Source organism: Paenibacillus sp. MMO-177, from assembly GCF_037147795.1.
Classification (GTDB): domain Bacteria; phylum Bacillota; class Bacilli; order Paenibacillales; family Paenibacillaceae; genus Pristimantibacillus.
Genome location: NZ_JBBCUR010000014.1, coordinates 100568 through 118611 on the forward strand (window position 1 = coordinate 100568; position 18044 = coordinate 118611).

An 18044-nucleotide genomic window follows, 5' to 3' on the forward strand; every position below is an offset into this window, starting at 1 on the left:
AGCGCGTTCCAAATCATGGAACGTGCTTTTTTTTGTTTATAACTGTACGGCACAATCTATATCTTGGCAGGTGTTATACCAAAGGACGACAGGTTGTTGCCTCTTTCTGTAAGCACTACACTTTTTAAGAAAGAAGAAAAAGCGGTCGCAAGAGGGAAAGGGGGAACAAAAATGCCGGCTATACAGGCAGCGCAGACAGAGACAAGCGAAGAGACACTGCTCCGGGCAACAGGCATAAAGCGGGTGTTTGGGAAAGGAAATGCCGGAGTTACGGCGTTGACGGATATTCATCTTGAGATAACCGCAGGCTCTATGGTAGCGCTGAAAGGACGTTCGGGTTCCGGTAAAACAACCTTGTTAAATATTTTGAGCGCGCTCGACGAGCCTACCGAAGGGCAGGTTTTTTTTCGGGGGGAACAAGTGACCGGATTATCCGGGAAAGAGCGAAACGCCTTGCGCCGGAAGGAATTCGGGCTAGTCTTTCAGTCGTTTGGGCTGATCCCGCTTATGTCAGCTTATGAGAATGTGGAGTTCGGGCTGCGAATTGCGGGAACACCGGTAAAGGGGAATCGCGAAGCAGCCGAGCGGGCGCTCGAACGGGTAGGCATGCGGGAGCGGATGAAGCACCGGCCGATGGAATTGTCCGGGGGAGAACAGCAGCGGGTGGCTATCGCGCGAGCGATTGCGCATGGACCTGCTCTGCTGATTGCTGACGAGCCAACCGCTGAATTGGACAGCCGGATGGGTCTGCAGGTGATGCGCGTATTCAGGGATTTGGTCAACCGTTCCGGAATGACGATTCTGCTTACCACCCACGACCCGGGGATTATGGAGCTCGTCGATCATGTTATTGCATTGGAGGATGGAAAAATTGTATCTAAAACAACAAATCAAACGCCTCTTATTTAATCCGATAACGAAACGGTCAGCCGTCTTTGCTATAACCGCGATTACGCTGTCAGGCTGCTCACTGCTCCCGCAAGAGGAAGCTGCCTTGCAGCCTCCGCTTATTCAGCCGGTGCAAGAAAAGCTGGATTACGTAGTGGCAGCCCGAGGCAGTATCCAGACCGCGCTCAAGGGAACCGCAATCTTTATCTCTTCTAAGGTGAAGACGCTTTCTTTCACGGAGTCCGGCGGTCAATTGAAATCCGTAAACGTTACTCCCGGTCAACAGGTGAAAGCCGGCGAATTGCTGGCAGAATTGGAGACGGATGATCTGGAGCTGCAAGTTCGGCTGCAGAAGCTGAACGTAGAACGGGTACAGCTTCTATACAGCGAAGCGGTCCAGAACGGAGCCTCCGGTACCGAAAAGCGCCTGAAAGAAATCGATCTGGAACGGGAGCAGCTGTCTCTGCAGGCCATGGAAAGCCGGCTGCGCAAATCCCAACTGTTGTCGCCTATAGGGGGAACGGTCATTTTCGTTGATTCTATCAAAACAGGCGACCGGGTAAATGCCTATCAGAACATTGTAACCGTGGCGGACCCATCCAGCATGCAATTGACCTATACGGCATCCGATGCGAAGGATGTGCTTGGCGTCGAAGCGGGGATGCCTGTCCATTTGAAGTACAAGGGAAAAGACTATGCCGGCAAAGTGCTGCAATCGCCATCCAACGCTCCCATTACGACCGATCAGGCAAAATCGAACAGTAGTGCCGTTACCGTCGTTATGGGGATCGACAACCCTCCCGAAGGCATTCAAATCGGACATAGCGCGGATATGACCATTGAACTTCAAAAACGGGAAAATGCGATCGTGCTCCCTCGCAAAGCAATCCGTTCCTATATGGGACGTTCTTACGTCCAAATTGCAGACGGCGATCGCAAAAAAGAAGTCGACGTCGAAGTTGGACTAACGACTCCTACCGAGGCGGAAATCGTGAAGGGATTGGAGGAAGGACAGAAGGTTATTCTGAACAATTGACGCTACAATGAGCCCGGGTCTGGCGACAGGGCACGAGAATGAGGTGTATGCATGGCATTATGGACTATGATTCTCCGCAAGATGGCAAATAACAAATGGCTGCAGCTGAATTTGTGGTTCGGTCTAACCGTATGCGTGGCCTTGTTCAGCTCGATGCCGCTCTATTCCGATGCTATCCTTGAGCGGACTTTGCAGAAGGAGCTTCAGGGTGTCCAAAGCAAAAACTTTGTATATCCGGGATACGTACGGGTCAGTACATCCGTATCTTCCAACAAGATGGACCAGAAAACCGTCGACGCAATTCATCGTGCAGATCGTTACATACAGTCGCTTCCGGAGCTTATGGGGCTTGAAGCGCTGTCCTTCTATCAGCAGCGTTTCACTCAGAAGATGAAAGTGTACGGGGCGGATGCATCCGAACAGGAACAGAAGACGCAGAAGACAACAGGGGGATTCAAATCACTGTCCGATATGGAGAAGCGGGTTCGCCTGATTGACGGCCGGATGCCGGTTGACCGCACGGACGGTTTGTTTGAAGCGGTAGTTACGCAAAAGTTCCTTAATTCCGTCAAGCGGGATTTGGGTGAAGAGCTTGTGGCAGAGACGCCGGATAAGCAGCTGTTAAAGGTCATACCGGTTGGAATTATCGATACCGATCCGGCAGCAGATCCTTATCTGCCTTTTTTGGCAACGGATGAACCCGACGGATTTTTGATTCCTTTTCAGCAATTCGAGCGCGAATTCGTTTCGAAGGACGGCAAGGTAAGAATATCCGATCTGGAGTGGCGTTATGCTTTGGATTACAAACAGATGAGCATAGATAAAATCGAAGCTTTTTCCGAAGCCAACCGGGCGGTCCGCAGTTATTTCCGCGGCAAGCTTGGATCGGCGGAGGTTAATATTCCGGCGAGTGAAACGATCGCTTCCTTTCAGGGCAAGCAAGAAAAGCTTGACGTTATGATGCTGTCTTTGTACTCCCCGGTTATGCTCATGCTTGCTTTTTACTTGTATATGGCGGCCAATCTCGTCATTGAGCGGCAGAAGACGGAAATATCCGTGCTCCGAAGCCGTGGAGCAAGCCGGCTGCAAATTATGACAGCCTATTCGCTTGAAAGCCTGATGCTAGGAATAAGCGCGCTTGCCGTTGGGCCTTTTCTTGGCGTCGCTTTTACGAAAGTGCTTGGAGCATCGGGCGGATTTCTGGAATTTGTGCAGCGTTCTGCGCTTGACGTTAATTTGACGAGCAATGCTTACCGTTTAGCTGCAGCGGCAGTAGCCGGAGCAATCCTTCTTATCTTAATCCCGGCGTTTTTGGCGACCCGAGTATCGATCGTGAATCATAAGCAGCAGGCGGCCAGACTGACCAGGATGTCCTTCTGGCACAAGACGGGCATCGACATACTCCTTGTCGGTCTAGCTCTGTATCTGCTCTACAATTTCAATAACAGGCAGGAGGATTTGAAGCGTCTAGCCCTGAATTCGGATGCCCTGCAGGTGGATCCGCTGCTGTTTCTGATGCCCGCGCTATTTGCGTTGGGAGCCGGACTGCTGGTGCTAAGGATCTATCCATGGTTTATTCGGCTTGTTTATTGGGCGGGGCGTAAGTGGTGGCCGCCGGCTCTGTATAATACGCTGATTCAAATCAGCCGCTCATCGGGCCAGTATCTGACGATCAAGGTATTCCTGGTTCTGACGGTGTCGACCGGACTGTTCAGTGCCAATGCGGCTCGGACCATCAACGATAACATGGATAGTAAAATCCAATATAACATCGGCGCGGATATGACCTTGACTACGCGTTGGGAGAGCGATGCTCCACCGCCAATTATGCAAGGGGCCGAGCCTCAGGTTCAGAACGCGCAAGAATCCGGCTATAGGCAAGTTCAATATACCGAACCGCCTTTCGAGCCGTTTCGGGAGCTGAAGGGCGTTCAAGCAACGGCAAAAGTATTCCGGAAGGAAGGGGCGAGATTCAGCGCGGGCAGCGCGAAAAAAACAAACGGGGCTGCCACTCTGGTTGGGATCGATACGATGGATTTTGGTCAAACCGCCTGGATGAAGGACAATCTTCTTGATTATCCAATGAACAGCTATCTCAATCTTATCGCAACCAATCCAAAGGCGGTTCTGATCTCGAAGTCATTGGCCGATGCCGCGAAGGTAAAGCCCGGAGATCCGATCTCGGTTTATTGGGACGGACTGGATGAAGCCATGTTTACCGTTTATGGCATTATTGATTATTGGCCGGGCTGGAATCCTCTTCCTTCCGCTGCCGATGGAGAAGAAAAACCCGCAAAGCCTAATCTTATCGTTGGCAATCTAAGTACGATTCAGAACAGGCTGGCGGTAGAGCCTTACGAGGTATGGCTTAAATTGAAGGAGGGCATCTCCAGCCAATCGATTTATGACCAATTAACCTCATCGAAAATGAATATTACTAGTCTTCATGATGCAAGGCAGGAGCTGATTGCTTCCAAAAACGATCCATTCCGGCTTGCGATTAACGGAGTGATGACGCTTGGCTTCGCGATATCGATGCTGATCAGCTTCTTTGGCTTCCTATTGTTCTGGGTGCTCGCTTTATCCGGCCGTACGCTGCAATACGGGGTTTTGCGGGCGATGGGGATCCCTTTCCCGCAAATTATCGGGATGCTGCTCAGCGAGCAGCTTCTTACTTCCGGAGCAGCGGTCATTATCGGCGTGGTAATAGGCAATATGATCAGCGAGCTGTTTGTTCCGTTGTTCGAAATGTCGTTCGCAACGGCAGAGCAGGTCCCGCCGTTCGAAATTGTCTATAAGCTGAGCGATTATTTGCAGCTTTACGGTATCGTTGGCTTCACTCTAACAGTTGGTCTGCTTATACTTGGCTACCGGCTGTCCCGGACTCGAATTGCCCAAGCGCTGAAGCTGGGGGAGGAATAAACGGTGATCAAATGCGAGGAGCTTGTCAAGATTTACAAAACCGCCGATCTCGAGGTCGTTGCTTTGCAAGGGCTGGACATGACGGTGGAAGCCGGAGAGCTGATGGCCATTATCGGCAACTCGGGAAGCGGAAAATCTACTCTGCTCAATATGCTCGGAGGCCTTGATAAACCATCTGCGGGAAAGCTGTTTGTGGACGGTAAGGACTTACTGGCATTTGGCGAGAAGGAGCTGGTGAGCTATAAGCGGGAGACGGTTGGTTTCGTATGGCAGAATAACGCGCGCAATCTCATCCCTTATCTGACCGCCCTGGAGAATGTGGAGCTGCCTATTCTGTTGAAAGGCAGACGCCGCAGAATGCGGGCGATCGAGCTGCTTGAAGCGGTTGGGCTTGGCCATCGATTGAAAAACAAGCTCAGCGAGCTTTCCGGAGGAGAGCAGCAGCGAGTGGCGATTGCCATTGCTCTGGCAAACGAGCCCAAGCTGCTTCTTGCCGATGAACCAACAGGCTCCCTGGATACGAAAACGTCTGAACAGGTACTTGATTTGTTTAGGAATCTGAATCAGACGTTAGGCATTACGATTGTCATTGTTACCCACGATCCGCTGCTTGCCCGCAAGGTTAATCGGGTTGTGCAAATTCGGGACGGCAAAACCTCCGCCGAGATGATCCGAAGAGAATCGTATGCCGATGAGCTCGCCAGACTGGATGCCGAGCATCTTCTTGCCGAGCAAGAAAGCCATATTGAATACGCCGTTCTCGATAAAGCGGGGCGACTTCAGATTCCCGCAGGTTATCTGAATGAACAAGGGTTCAAAGACAGCAACAAAGTACGTGTCCAAATGGAGGAAGGGCGGATTATTCTTTATCCCCAGGAAGGGAAGTAACGAAAAGAGGCTGGGAAGGCTGATGCAACAGACACCATGAGCGCTGCTAGGGCTATGCCATGATCCGCCCCGCAAGGGGCGGTTTAATGGAATATACAAGAGGTGAAAGGTGAGATGTATTTAATGATGAAACAAGGTTTGAAGCGTTATTTTTCGGGGCTGCTTGCCATCGCTCTGATGATGGCGTCCATGTCGCTAACCATGCTGCCGAAACAGGCGGAAGCGGAAGCAAGCACGGTGAAAGTGGTAACGGATTTCGAGGATGGCACGGTTCAAGGCTGGCATGGACGCGGAGGCAATGAAGTGCTTGCAGCTTCGGGAGCCGCGGCACACACAGGGACATACGGTCTTCAAGTAACGGGAAGATCGCAAAGCTGGAACGGCCCGCAGCTTGATGTCACATCCATTATGACGGAAGGGAAAACCTATGCGCTAAGCGCCTGGGTCAAGCTTCCGGCAGGCACGGCGGCTTCATCGGTGTCCATGACGGTTCAGCGTACGACAAACGGAACAACGTATTATGAAGGAGTCACTTCCGGGAATGTTACGGCAGACGGCTGGGCGAAATTTAGCGGTCAATATCAATTAAAACAACCGATCGAAAGCCTTTCCGTTTATTTTGAAGCATCCTCTAACCCAACGCTCGACTTCTATGTAGACGATTTTTCCATGGAACAGCTTCCGGAACCGGAACCAATCGTTATCCAGCAGGATATTCCGTCCCTGAAGGATGTTTTTAAGGATGATTTCAAGCTTGGAACAGCGGTATTGGTTAATGAAATCGAAGATTCCAATAGTCCGGATGCGCAATTGGTGAAGAAGCATTTCAACAGCTTGACTGCCGGCAATGAGCTGAAATGGGATGCTACGGAGCCGCAGGAGGGACAGTTCAACTTCACCCGCTCGGACAAGATTGTTGATTTTGCGGTGCAGAACGGTATTGCCATGCGCGGTCACACGCTGATCTGGCATTCCCAAACTCCGAATTGGGTGTTTTACGACGAGAATGGAAACCTGGCAAGCAAAGAGCTGCTGTTCGCCAGGATGAAGCGCCATATTGAGACGGTCGTTGGCCGCTACAAGGGCAAAATCTATGCCTGGGACGTTGTTAACGAGGTGCTTGAGCCAGGTGATAAACAGCCGGGAGGTCTCCGCAATAGCTTATGGTACAAAATCGCAGGAGAAGAATTTATCGAGAAGGCCTTCGAATATGCCCATGAAGCGGATCCAAATGCAAAGCTGTTTATTAACGACTACAATACGAACATGCCGGAGAAGCGGCAGGATCTTCATGATTTAATTAAACGGCTAAAGGATAAAGGCATTCCCGTTGACGGCGTCGGCCATCAGACGCATATCGGAATTGAGTCTCCGCAGGTTCAAGAGCTCGATGATATGATACAGGCGTTTACGGATTTGAACATTGAGCAGCAGATAACCGAGCTCGATATGAGCGTTTATACCAATGACAATGATGCTTACGACACATTCCCTCTCGAGCTTCAAATCAAACAGGCGAAGCGGTATAAGGAAATTTTCGACGTATTCAGGAAGCATGCAGACCAGTTAACCGCCGTTATATTCTGGGGCAAGGACGATTTGAATACTTGGCTGCGCACCTTCCCGGTCAACCGCAATAATTGGCCGCTGCTCTTTGACGAAAGGCTGCAGGCGAAATATGCCTATTGGGCATTAGTTGATCCAAGCAAGCTTCCGGTAGACATTCAGCAAACAACGGCCGCTAACGCTAGTGCGGTTATCGACGGAAAGCTGGAGGATGCGTGGAGCAAGTCTCCGGCGGTTTCCATCCTGAATGAAGGAACTCCCGTGGCAACCTACAAGACGTTATGGGATGCGGACCGGCTTTATATCGCGGTTGACGTATCGGATACAAGCACGAACGGCAATGATGCGGTAGAAGTATTCATAGACGGCAATAACGGGAAAACAACCGCATACGAAGAGGACGACAAGAAATACACGTTCCGCCGGAGCGGTGCGAATCCGGGCAAACCTGCCGAATACAAAGCGGTGAAGCTTGCAGAAGGAGGATACCGGATCGAAGCGGCCATTCCGGTTGATGGCTTATCTCTTAATAAAAAGCTTGGTCTTGATGTTCGCGTTGTTGATAAAGCGGGAAGCACGACAACCAAAACCTCCTGGAACGACAGAACGGGTTCGCAGGATTCGGATACGTCCAAATTTGGCGTCTTAACCCTAGTAGAAGGGCCTCAATTTACGGAAGCTCCGAACGGAACTCCCGTTATAGACGGAACAATAGATTCCGTCTGGAGCAAGGCCAATATCATTACAACGGACAGATGGGTGCAAGGGACAAAAGGAGCGCAAGCAAAGGTTAGAACACTGTGGGATGCAGGACGTTTATACGTACTCGCGGAAGTGACGGACTCGCTCTTGTCCAAGGCAAGTCCAAACGTATGGGAGCAGGACTCGGTAGAAATATTCGTCGATCAGAATAAGGGAGGAACCGCCAGCTATCAGGCCGATGACGGACAATACCGGATTAACTTCGACAACGAGCAAAGCGTAAATCCGGGCTCTTTAAGCGGCAATCTGTCATCCGCGGTAAAACGTACGGCTAACGGTTATCTGGTGGAAGCCTCCATTAAATGGAACGGTGCTCCGCCTGCTGCAGGAGCAATCATTGGCTTTGACGTACAGGTTAACAATGATGAAGACGGCGACGGGAAACGAGACAGCGTGGCGATCTGGAATGACCGTTCCGGCCTGTCTTATACGAACACTTCCGGCTTTGGGCTGTTGAAGCTGTCAGGAACAAAGTAAATAGAAAAAGAAAAAACGAGGTGTCCCATCGTCATTTTCATGACTTATGGGACCCCTCGTTTTTTTACAGACGGTTCATCAAATTATTTGCAAGCGCTTACGAAATTAATGTTCCGCAATAATCCATTAGGCGAATACGGTACTTTGCTTACGGTATTCATTGGCGCTTGAGCCGGTATATTCCTTGAATTTCTTATAGAACCAATCAATTTCCGTGTACCCCACTTGATTGGCTATCTCATAGATTCTCATATCCGTTTGCTCCAAAAGAAACTTTGCCTTCTCCATTCGCTGTTGAAGCAGATATTCGTTAAACGACATGCTTTCTTGATCTTTGAATTTCTGGCCAAGATAAGCGCAGTTAAAGTGAAGCATGTTTGAGATTTTTTTTAACGTAATATTCTCGTGAAGCCGCTCCTGAACGTATTGCTTGACCAAATCAATGATGGACGGATTTTGATTTTTTTTATTTTCGTAGCTTAAGGTTAACCGCTTGGAATGGGCAGGCTGTACATCCAGTTCTTTCTTTACCTTGTACAGGCTGGCCGCCAGATCCTCCGGCAGTACGGGATCGGCTATGTAATCGCTTACTTGTAAGGCCATTGCTTTCCTCAGCAGCTGGAAATCATGACTGCCCCCCAAAAGAATAATAGAGACACGGCTATGTTCGCGGATCTGTTCGCAGATCTGCATTCCGATAGTCTGCGAGAATTTGAGATCTATAAGAATAAGGTCGAACGTCTGCGTACGGAGAATAGCTTGAGCGTCAGAGAGAGAATCCGCATAGTCATGAAGCCGGAAGCCGTACTGCTCCCAAGGTAGCATCAATCTGGTCTCTTCTCTCGATATCGCGTCGGGATGAACAAGCAATGCTTTATACATAAAGCCGAACCTCGCTTTCTGTAGGATTGTCTCTGACGGATTATGGTTTTTATTATTGTTCAAGACTTGGGCAGGTGACAATGTGCATTTTTTTATCCATCATCCATTTGTTTACCTCTTCGGTTCAGGGATACCCGACAAGCCGCGCCATTCCTCGAAACCTATAAATTGACAGGTCATTGATCTATGGACCGGCAGGTTGTTGCTCCGAAATGTAAGCGCTACACTTTTTCCTGTAAACCATTTTAGGGGGGACCAATATGCAAGTGAGAAAGACGGTTATGATGCTGTCGACTTTGGTGCTGGCTGCTTCTTTAACCGCATGCAGCGGTGGCGGCAGCAAAAACGGAAATGGAAGCGGGAAAAACACGGATACGCCCGCAAGCAGTAACGCAACAGCCTACAATAACGCCGCGGCGTCAAACAACGCAGGCAATGCGGAAGAGGATGCTTCATCGCCAGAGATGGATTTCGACATGGGCGGGCGGACCATCAAGGTTGTGTCCTGGTGGGATATGACGATTGGCGAAGACAATCCGGACAATATCCAGCGGAAGAAGAATCTGGAGGAGCTTGAGAAAAAGCATAATTTCAAGATGGAGTTCGTAGCGGTCGATTATGGCGAATACCAGCAAAAGGTTGTCGCTTCTCTGCTTGCTGGCGAGCCGCTTGGCGACATTGTGCGTCTGGGTAAAAACTACACCATTCCGACTTTGGTGCAGCAGGATCTGTTATGGCCGGTAGACGAATACACGAAAAATACGAAAGTATTTAATCCGAAAGCCTCCGAATTTATGTCGTACAATGGCCGCGGGTATGCTTTCTCCGAAGGACAAGGCAATTTGATTACCGGCATTTTTTATAACCGTACCCTTTTGAACAAGCTTGGCATTAAATCTCCTCAGGAGTACGTGAGCGAGGACAACTGGAATTGGGATACGTTTACTCAAGTCGCAAAAGAAGCGAACAAAGATACGAATAATGACGGCAAGCTCGATACATGGGGACTTGCGTCGGCCGGCTTTATGGATCCTGCGCTGGTATCCAACGAAACGAGCCTGACCAACGGGGATAAGCAAAATCTGGACGATCCGAAGACCGTTGAGGTATTTAACTTCCTGTCCAAGCTGGCAACCGAGAAGGTTGCCCGGCCAACGGAAGGCGGGGACTGGACGGAGCCGGGACAATTTTTCCGTCAAGGCAATACGCTTATGTACGCGGGAGCCATGTATGAGATTGGCGGCTTAAAAACGGACATGAAGGATTACGATATCGGCTTTGTGCCATTCCCGAAAGGTCCAAGCGCAACTGCTTACCATTCCGCTGAAGGCGCGTTCCAAGCTCTGACCATTCCGAAAAGTGTCCAGAATCCCGATCAGCTGATATACATCTGGGAGAAGATCAACGACATCGATTCGATTTACGACTATCCGGACCAAGCGACGCTGGAGAGCAATTTCACCGACGAGAACGATATCAAAAACGCCCGCGACGCAGGCGCAGGCATGCTGGTGCTCGACAGCGCGACATTCCCTAAATTCCCTTACTACGACATGATCGGGGAATTGACTTCGGGCAATTCGGTATCCACCGTTATCGACAAGTATAAAGCGCAGGCCCAGGCTGCCATTGATGAGGTCTACAAAAAGTAATCAGTAAAGCTCGTAGCGACAGTCCCCATTTGAACGATCTCTCATTTGAATGATCTCAGGTGGGGACTGTTGCTGAAATGAAATCTCTTGCCGCAGGAGGGGAGCAGAGTTGAGCATCAAAAGAAGAAAGCGCTACGGAATTGCCATACTGGTTCTACTCGTATTTTTTTTGTCCATTTGGGCTTTCTACCCTTCGGGTCAGCCGAATAACGGACGCGCTCAGGCCATGGGCGGGTTTCAGGCGATTACCGATTCAGGTGATAAAGACGGTTATACCGAATACCTGAAAAGCTTCTCTGGCGATAATAGGCCGTCGAAGGTTATCCGTATAGAAGGCGAAAGCTTCACGGATACCGTTGGAGAAGGTTTCGAAGTGGCCGATCATCCGGATGGGCTTGACGGGAAAGCGGTTATTACGCCGGACACGGGTTCCATTAGCTGGAAAGTTCCCGTGGAAACAGCAGGATTATATAATGTGCGAATCCATTACTACCCCATTGATGGCAAAAGCTCCGCAATTGAACGCAAGCTTGCCATTAATGATGAACTGCCGTTTACCGGGGCGGAGGATTTGCTGTTTGACCGGTTATGGGGCAACCGCGATGCCGGAATCAAACGGGATGACCGCGGGAACGATCTGCGTCCGAGACAAGTGGAGAAGCCCATGTGGCAGCTTAAACCTTTAATGGACAGCGAAGGCTATTACGAGGACCCCTATTTGTTTCACTTCGACCAAGGCATGCAGAAGATTACTCTTACGGCTTCGCGGGAGCCGATGGCAATTGACTATATCGAGCTGTATCAGGAGAAACCGGTCAAATCCTATGAGGACGTGAAAAAGGATTATGAGGCGGAAGGCCTTAAGCCTGTCAAAAATCAGTACTTGATGATTCAGGCCGAGGATGCGGTGCTCAAATCGTCTCCAACGCTGTATCCGTTGTCTGACAAGTCAAGTCCGGCCGTTATTCCTTACGCCGTATCGAAGATCAGGATTAACGCAATCGGCGGCGTGAACTGGAAGCTTCCGGGACAGTGGCTGGAGTGGGAAGTGGATGCGAAGGAAGACGGATTGTACCAGATTGCATTAAAAAGAAAACAGGATCAGCTTCGCGGCGTGTACAGCACGCGCAGTCTCATGATTGACGGCGAATATCCTTTCAAAGAAATGAAGCAGATTCCGTTTAATTTCGGTATGGATTGGAAAATGGACGTGATGGGCGGGACGGAACCCTATCTATTCCATTTAACAAAAGGCAAGCATACGCTTCGTCTGTCCGTATCCCTAGGCGAGATCGCTCCGCTGCTACAGACGATTGAATCAAGCGTCCTGCAGCTTAATGAGATATACAGAAAGATTCTGATCATTACCTCCAACTCTCCGGATCCCTATCGCGATTATCAGCTTGAGAAGCGGATTCCGGAAATGACTGAGGTCTTCAGAACGCAAGCGGCGGCGATTAAAAGCGTTGCCGATTACCTTGAACAGTCTACAGGCGAACATAGCGATAAAGTGGCGGTACTCGATACAATGGTGAGCCAGCTTGAAGAGATGGCCGCAAAACCGGAAACGGTGGCTAAACGATTGATCGCGTTCAAAACAAATGTAGGCGGACTTGGGACATGGATTTTGAACGTGCGCGTTCAACCTTTGACCTTGGATTATCTGATTGTATCGTCGCCTGATTCCAAGCTGCCAAGAGCTCAGGCGACGTTTGGCCAAAAAGTAAAGCATGAGCTTGGCGGCCTGCTGGCCTCGTATACGGAGGACTACGACAGCATCGGCAATACGAAGCAAAGCGATAAATCGATTACCGTATGGATCACGACGGGCAGGGACCAGGCGCAGGTATTAAAGAGCTTGATTGACGAAAGCTTTACGCCGGAGTCCGGCATTTCGGTGAAGCTCAGGCTTGTTCCGGCCAATATTCTTCTGCCTGCGACGCTGGCTGACGAAGGGCCCGATGTTGCCATGCAGATAGGGGAGGACGTACCGGTCAACTATGCGATGAGGAAAGCGGCGGCGGACTTGTCCGTGTTCCCTGATTTCAAGGATGTGGCTTCAAGGTTCAACGAAAGCGCGCTGGTTCCTTACAAATACGGCGGTGGGGTATACGCATTGCCGGAGCAGCAGACGTTCCCCATGCTGTTCTACCGGAAAGACGTTCTGGAGGAAATCGGCTTAAAGCCTCCAAAAACCTGGCAGGACGTTTACAACATGATCTCGGTCCTGCAGAAGCATAATATGGAGTTTTTCCTGCCAATCGACGATGTGACGAACAACGCGAATCTTACGCCAAATGCCGCTTTTTCCATGATGCTCTATCAGAACAACGGCAAGTTTTATTCCGATGACGACAAGAAGAGCGCGCTTGATTCGGATATTTCGATGGAGGTCTTTAAAAAATGGACGCAGTTCTATACCAACTACAAGTTTCCGTTGAAAGCGGACTTCCCGAACAGGTTCCGTACCGGAGAAATGCCAATCGGAATTGCGGATTACACGACGTATAACAATCTGACGGTTATGGCGCCGGAAATTAAAGGATTGTGGGACTTCACCGTGGTGCCCGGAACGGAATTGCCGGACGGCACGGTCAATCATGAAGTGGCCAGCCATACAACCTCTGTCATGATGCTCGAGAATGCCAAGGATAAAGACGCGTCATGGACGTTTATGAAATGGTGGACCAGCAAAGAAACGCAAATTGCATTTGGACGCGAGATGGAGGGACTGCTTGGCGAAGCCGCACGGTATCCGACCGCTAACATCGAAGCGCTGGAGGAACTGCCTTGGCCGGTGAAGGATTATCAAAATCTTGAAAGCCAGTGGCAATGGGTTGAAGGGATTCCTCAGGTTCCGGGCGGATATTTCACCGGACGCCATCTGGATAATGCCTTCCGCAAAGTCGTCAACGGCAATGAGAATCCCCGCGAGGCTTTATCCGACTATATCTTATACATCAATGATGAAATCGCGATAAAGCGAAAAGAATTTAAACTACCAAACTAGCCAGAGGTGAAATCGATGCCTGAAACGAGTCAAACCGTATCCGTACCTGTTCCCGGGCCTGATCTCCTCCGGCAGCCGGTTAAGGTATCCAAGTGGGCGCAAGCGTTCAAAGAGATAAAAAGAAGCAAGCATTACTATATCCTGATGAGCCCGTACATGATTATTTTCACCCTGTTTACCATTATTCCGGTTGTATTTTCGATGTGTCTCAGCTTTTTCTATTTCAATATGCTCGAATTTCCGAGATTCGTAGGCTGGGACAATTACTCCAGGCTGTTCTTGAATGATGACGTCTTTATGATTGCCTTGCGCAATACCTTTATGTTCGCCATTATTACGGGACCCATAAGCTATTTCGCCTGTTTCCTGTTTGCCTGGATCATTAATGAGCTATCGCCGAAGATCCGCGCCGTTATGACCTTGATTTTTTATGCACCATCGATTTCGGGTAATGTGTATTTCATTTGGCTTATCGTGTTTTCCGGTGACCGTTACGGTTATTTGAACGGTTTCCTCATTAAATTCGGATTTATTCTCGAACCTATCCAATGGCTGACCAATGAAAAATACATCCTTACGATCGTCATTATCGTGCAGTTATGGCTTAGCTTGGGCACCAGCTTTCTGGCCTTTATAGCAGGGCTTCAGACCATCGATAAATCACTGGTTGAAGCAGGCGCAGTGGATGGCATCCGCAACCGGTGGCAGGAGCTGTGGTTCATCACGCTTCCTTCGATGAGACCCCAATTATTATTCGGTGCCGTCTTGCAGATCACGGCTTCGTTCGCCGTGGCGGATGTCTCCATTGCTCTGGCGGGCTTCCCAAGCGTCAATTACGCCGCGCATACGATCGTGACGCATTTGATGGATTACGGCACCATCCGTTTTGAGATGGGTTACGCTTCAGCCATTGCGACGGTGCTGTTCCTGATCATGGTGGGGGCCAACAAGCTGACCCAGAGGCTTCTAAGAAAGGTCGGTGAGTGATTTGAACAGTTGGACAGCAGCTTTCCGGATTCAAAAAAAGCTTAACCGTTCCTTCACCGTCAGCTTTTTGTTATTCCTGCTCCTTGCCGTATTTGGCTTGTTTATGGCTATACCGCTGGTCTATGCCGTCAATAACGCATTCAAGCCGCTCGACGAGCTGTTTATATTCCCGCCGAGAATTATGGTTAATAATCCGACGCTCGACAACTTCTTCGACTTGTTTGCTTTAATGGGGAATTCCTGGGTTCCGTTGTCCCGTTATATTGCCAATACGCTTGTCATTACGCTGGTCGGGACCTTCGGTCATATTCTGTTTGCGTCAGCGGCCGCGTATCCGCTGGCGAAACATAAATTCCCGGGATCCCAGATTATTTTCTCGGCGGTCGTATTGTCCTTGATGTTCTCCGGTACGGTTACGGCAATTCCAAACTACATGGTCATGTCCTGGTTAGGCTGGATCAATACGCATTTATCGATTATTGTTCCATCCTTGGCTTTCCCTCTGGGATTATTCCTGATGAAGCAATTCATGGAGCAGATTCCGGATGCGCTGGTGGAAGCGGCCAAGATCGACGGGGCCAGCGAGTATCGGATTTATTGGCAGATTGTTATGCCTAATGTGAAGCCGGCTTGGCTGACTCTTATGATTCTTCAATTTCCTATGCTGTGGGGCTCAGACGGAGGCAACTTTATTTACAGCGAGAATCTGAAGACACTTCACTACGCACTAGGACAAATAGCGCTTGGAGGCATTGCCAGGGCAGGCGTTGGCGCCGCTGTTGCGCTTATCCTGATGGTCGTTCCAATCACGCTCTTTATCATCTCCCAGAGCAGTGTCATCCAGACGATGGCAACCTCGGGAATGAAAGAGTAGAAGGGAGTCCTGCTTGATGCAGATACAGAAAAAAATATTTCTCATCCTTGCGCTTTCCTTGTTATTGGGCATAAGCGCGGGAAGCACCAGGGTAATGGCTGCGGACGGGGCGGAATCCTATAACTATTCCTATTGGGGGCTGACAACCGCGGCTCCGGCTGCCTATCAGGCGAATGCATTGTGGAACGGCGAAAGCATGGGAGCAGGCGCTTTTAAAGAGCCAAGCGACTTCCATGTGACCGGGGATCGGCAAGTTTACGTGCTGGATTCGGGCCATAACCGCGTCGTTGTGCTGAACGATAAATTTCAGCCGGTGCAGACGATCAGCTCTTTTATCCGGGACGGAAAAGAAGAGACCTTCAATAACCCTCAAGGGCTGTTTGTTACGGACAGCAAGGAACTTGTGGTAGCCGATACCGGCAATAAACGGATTGTGCATCTCGATCGCGATAACAAGCTTGTCAAAATTATCGATGCTCCCAAATCCGATATGCTGTCCGAAAAATTCGACTTTCAGCCCGTCCGGGTTGTCGTCGATAAAGCTCAACGCATTTATGCCATGTCGGCCGGTGTATATGACGGATTTATGGAATTTAGCCCCGACGGCACGTTCACCTCGTTTGTTGGAGCCAACCGGGTTTCCTTTAATCCGACCGATTATTTATGGAAGATGCTGTCGACGAAAGCGCAGCGAAGCCAGATGGTGATGTTTACGCCAACCGAGTTTACCAACTTGGACATTGATCAGGAAGGCTTTATTTACGCGACTAACGGCCAGGACAGCGGGAATGTGAAAAAGCTGAATGCCCAGGGCAATGATATTTTGCGGCGAAACGGCTATTTTGCTCCGGAAGGCGATATTCGCTACATGAGCGCTACGGGACCATCCCGTCTAATTGACATAGACGTTGGCGACAGCGAGATTTATTCCATCCTTGACGCAAAACGGGGCAGAATTTTTACTTATGACGGAGATGGCCATTTGCTCTATGTGTTCGGTGGGTTAGGCAATCAGATGGGACAATTCAACACGCCTGTTGCGATTGAAAGGCTTGGAGATGAATTTCTTGTCCTGGATAAAGCGCTTGGAGAAATTACCGTATTTCAGACAACCGAATACGGCAGAACGCTAAATGAGGCTGTAAGAGCCTATTACAATGGCGACGAGGATAAGGCGTTTGCGTTGTACCAGGAAACAATCAGCATGAACGCAAATCTTGAATTTGCCTATGCGGGAATAGGCAAAGCGCTGCTGCGGCAAGGCGATTACCGCGAAGCCATGAAATATTTTAAGAAAAGCATGGATCAGAGAGGATATTCCAAAGCGTTCCTGCTCTATAGGAAAGAAGTGCTTCGCGAGTATTTCCCGGGCATTATGACAGGGGTTGTACTGCTCGGCATTGGTTGGTATGGAGTAGGCAAATACCGGAAGCGGAGAGGAGGGAAAAAGGTTGCCTTCATTAAGCAGAGAGCTCTATAAATATCCGTTGTACCTGATTTTTCACCCTTTTAACGGTTTCTGGGAGTTAAAGTATGAACGCAGCCGGAAGCTGAATCTGATCATTTCCTTTTCCGTCTTGTTTCTGCTGATCGTTATGAAAATTATGCAGACGCAATACAGCGGATTCGTGGTCAATATCGTATATCCGGACAATATAAACAGTCTGATGGAGTGCCTGTATGTAATTGTGCCTGTCTTATTCTGGTCGATAGCCAACTGGTCTCTTACCACCTTAATGGACGGGGAAGGCAAATTTGTCGATATTTTCACCTCGACCTGCTTTGCCTTGGTGCCGCTGCTCCTCATTCAATTGCCTTGGATAGGGCTTAGCAACCTGATTTCCTTGGAGGAAGTGTCCTTTTATCATTTTTTCAACAGCGTCTCCGTGCTGTGGTGTGCGTATCTGCTGTTTGTCGGTAACATGACCGTGCAGCAATATTCGCCGTCGAAGACGATCGGGACGATACTTCTGACGATTGCGGCAATGGCGTTTATGGCGTTCTTATGTTTACTGTTTTTTAGTTTAATTCAGCAGATGGTTGCTTTTGTGCAGGTTATACACCAAGAAATCGTGCTCAGGCGTTAGGGAGGAGGCTTTA

12 protein-coding genes are annotated in these 18044 nt (G+C 49.6%); 11 read left to right on the plus strand and 1 reads right to left on the minus strand.

All coding sequences use genetic code 11. The features are described 5' to 3' along the window. The first annotated feature begins 171 nt into the window (after window positions 1-171). The 5 genes from WFK81_RS28005 to WFK81_RS28025 all read left to right on the plus strand — a co-directional run bounded on the left by WFK81_RS28005 (window position 172) and on the right by WFK81_RS28025 (window position 8539). Window positions 172-909, plus strand: coding sequence for an ABC transporter ATP-binding protein (locus WFK81_RS28005; RefSeq protein ID WP_336790421.1), 738 nt, complete (start codon window positions 172-174; stop codon window positions 907-909). Then, window positions 863-1924, plus strand: coding sequence for an efflux RND transporter periplasmic adaptor subunit (locus WFK81_RS28010; RefSeq protein WP_336790423.1), 1062 nt, complete (start codon window positions 863-865; stop codon window positions 1922-1924). The genes WFK81_RS28005 and WFK81_RS28010 overlap by 47 nt, the downstream gene beginning before the upstream one ends. A 51-nt stretch (window positions 1925-1975) precedes the next feature. Further along, entirely contained in the window at window positions 1976-4846 is a 2871-nt protein-coding gene (locus WFK81_RS28015; protein WP_336790426.1) for an ABC transporter permease, read from the plus strand. A gap of 3 nt (window positions 4847-4849) precedes the next feature. Further along, window positions 4850-5734: an ABC transporter ATP-binding protein gene (locus WFK81_RS28020; protein WP_336790428.1), complete on the plus strand. Its 885-nt coding sequence runs from the start codon at window positions 4850-4852 to the stop codon at window positions 5732-5734. A 123-nt stretch (window positions 5735-5857) separates the two neighbouring features. Then, entirely contained in the window at window positions 5858-8539 is a 2682-nt protein-coding gene (locus WFK81_RS28025; RefSeq protein WP_336790430.1) for an endo-1,4-beta-xylanase, read from the plus strand. A 126-nt stretch (window positions 8540-8665) separates the two neighbouring features. On the opposite strand, the gene WFK81_RS28030 is transcribed toward WFK81_RS28025, so the two are convergent. Further along, window positions 8666-9421 carry a helix-turn-helix domain-containing protein gene (locus WFK81_RS28030; protein ID WP_336790432.1) on the minus strand — a complete coding sequence of 252 codons (756 nt, stop codon included), beginning with the start codon at window positions 9419-9421 and terminating at the stop codon, window positions 8666-8668. A 260-nt stretch (window positions 9422-9681) separates the two neighbouring features. Here WFK81_RS28030 and WFK81_RS28035 point away from each other — a divergent pair, with 260 nt between their 5' ends. The 6 genes from WFK81_RS28035 to WFK81_RS28060 all read left to right on the plus strand — a co-directional run bounded on the left by WFK81_RS28035 (window position 9682) and on the right by WFK81_RS28060 (window position 18031). Then, the gene (locus WFK81_RS28035; RefSeq protein ID WP_336790434.1) at window positions 9682-11073 is read left to right on the plus strand and encodes an extracellular solute-binding protein; all 1392 of its coding nucleotides are present in this window, start codon (window positions 9682-9684) and stop codon (window positions 11071-11073) included. A 115-nt stretch (window positions 11074-11188) separates the two neighbouring features. Beyond that, window positions 11189-14083, plus strand: a complete 2895-nt coding sequence (locus WFK81_RS28040; RefSeq protein WP_336790477.1) for an extracellular solute-binding protein — start codon at window positions 11189-11191, stop codon at window positions 14081-14083. 15 nt (window positions 14084-14098) lie between these two features. Beyond that, window positions 14099-15070 (plus strand): carbohydrate ABC transporter permease, encoded by a 972-nt coding sequence (locus tag WFK81_RS28045; RefSeq protein ID WP_336790436.1) that lies wholly within the window; start codon window positions 14099-14101, stop codon window positions 15068-15070. A gap of 1 nt (window position 15071) precedes the next feature. Further along, window positions 15072-15944: a carbohydrate ABC transporter permease gene (locus tag WFK81_RS28050; RefSeq protein ID WP_336790438.1), complete on the plus strand. Its 873-nt coding sequence runs from the start codon at window positions 15072-15074 to the stop codon at window positions 15942-15944. 16 nt (window positions 15945-15960) lie between these two features. Continuing rightward, window positions 15961-17424 (plus strand): hypothetical protein, encoded by a 1464-nt coding sequence (locus WFK81_RS28055; protein ID WP_336790440.1) that lies wholly within the window; start codon window positions 15961-15963, stop codon window positions 17422-17424. Next, window positions 17396-18031, plus strand: coding sequence for a YIP1 family protein (locus tag WFK81_RS28060; protein WP_336790442.1), 636 nt, complete (start codon window positions 17396-17398; stop codon window positions 18029-18031). Before WFK81_RS28055 ends, WFK81_RS28060 begins: the two co-directional genes overlap by 29 nt. Window positions 18032-18044 lie beyond the last annotated feature (13 nt).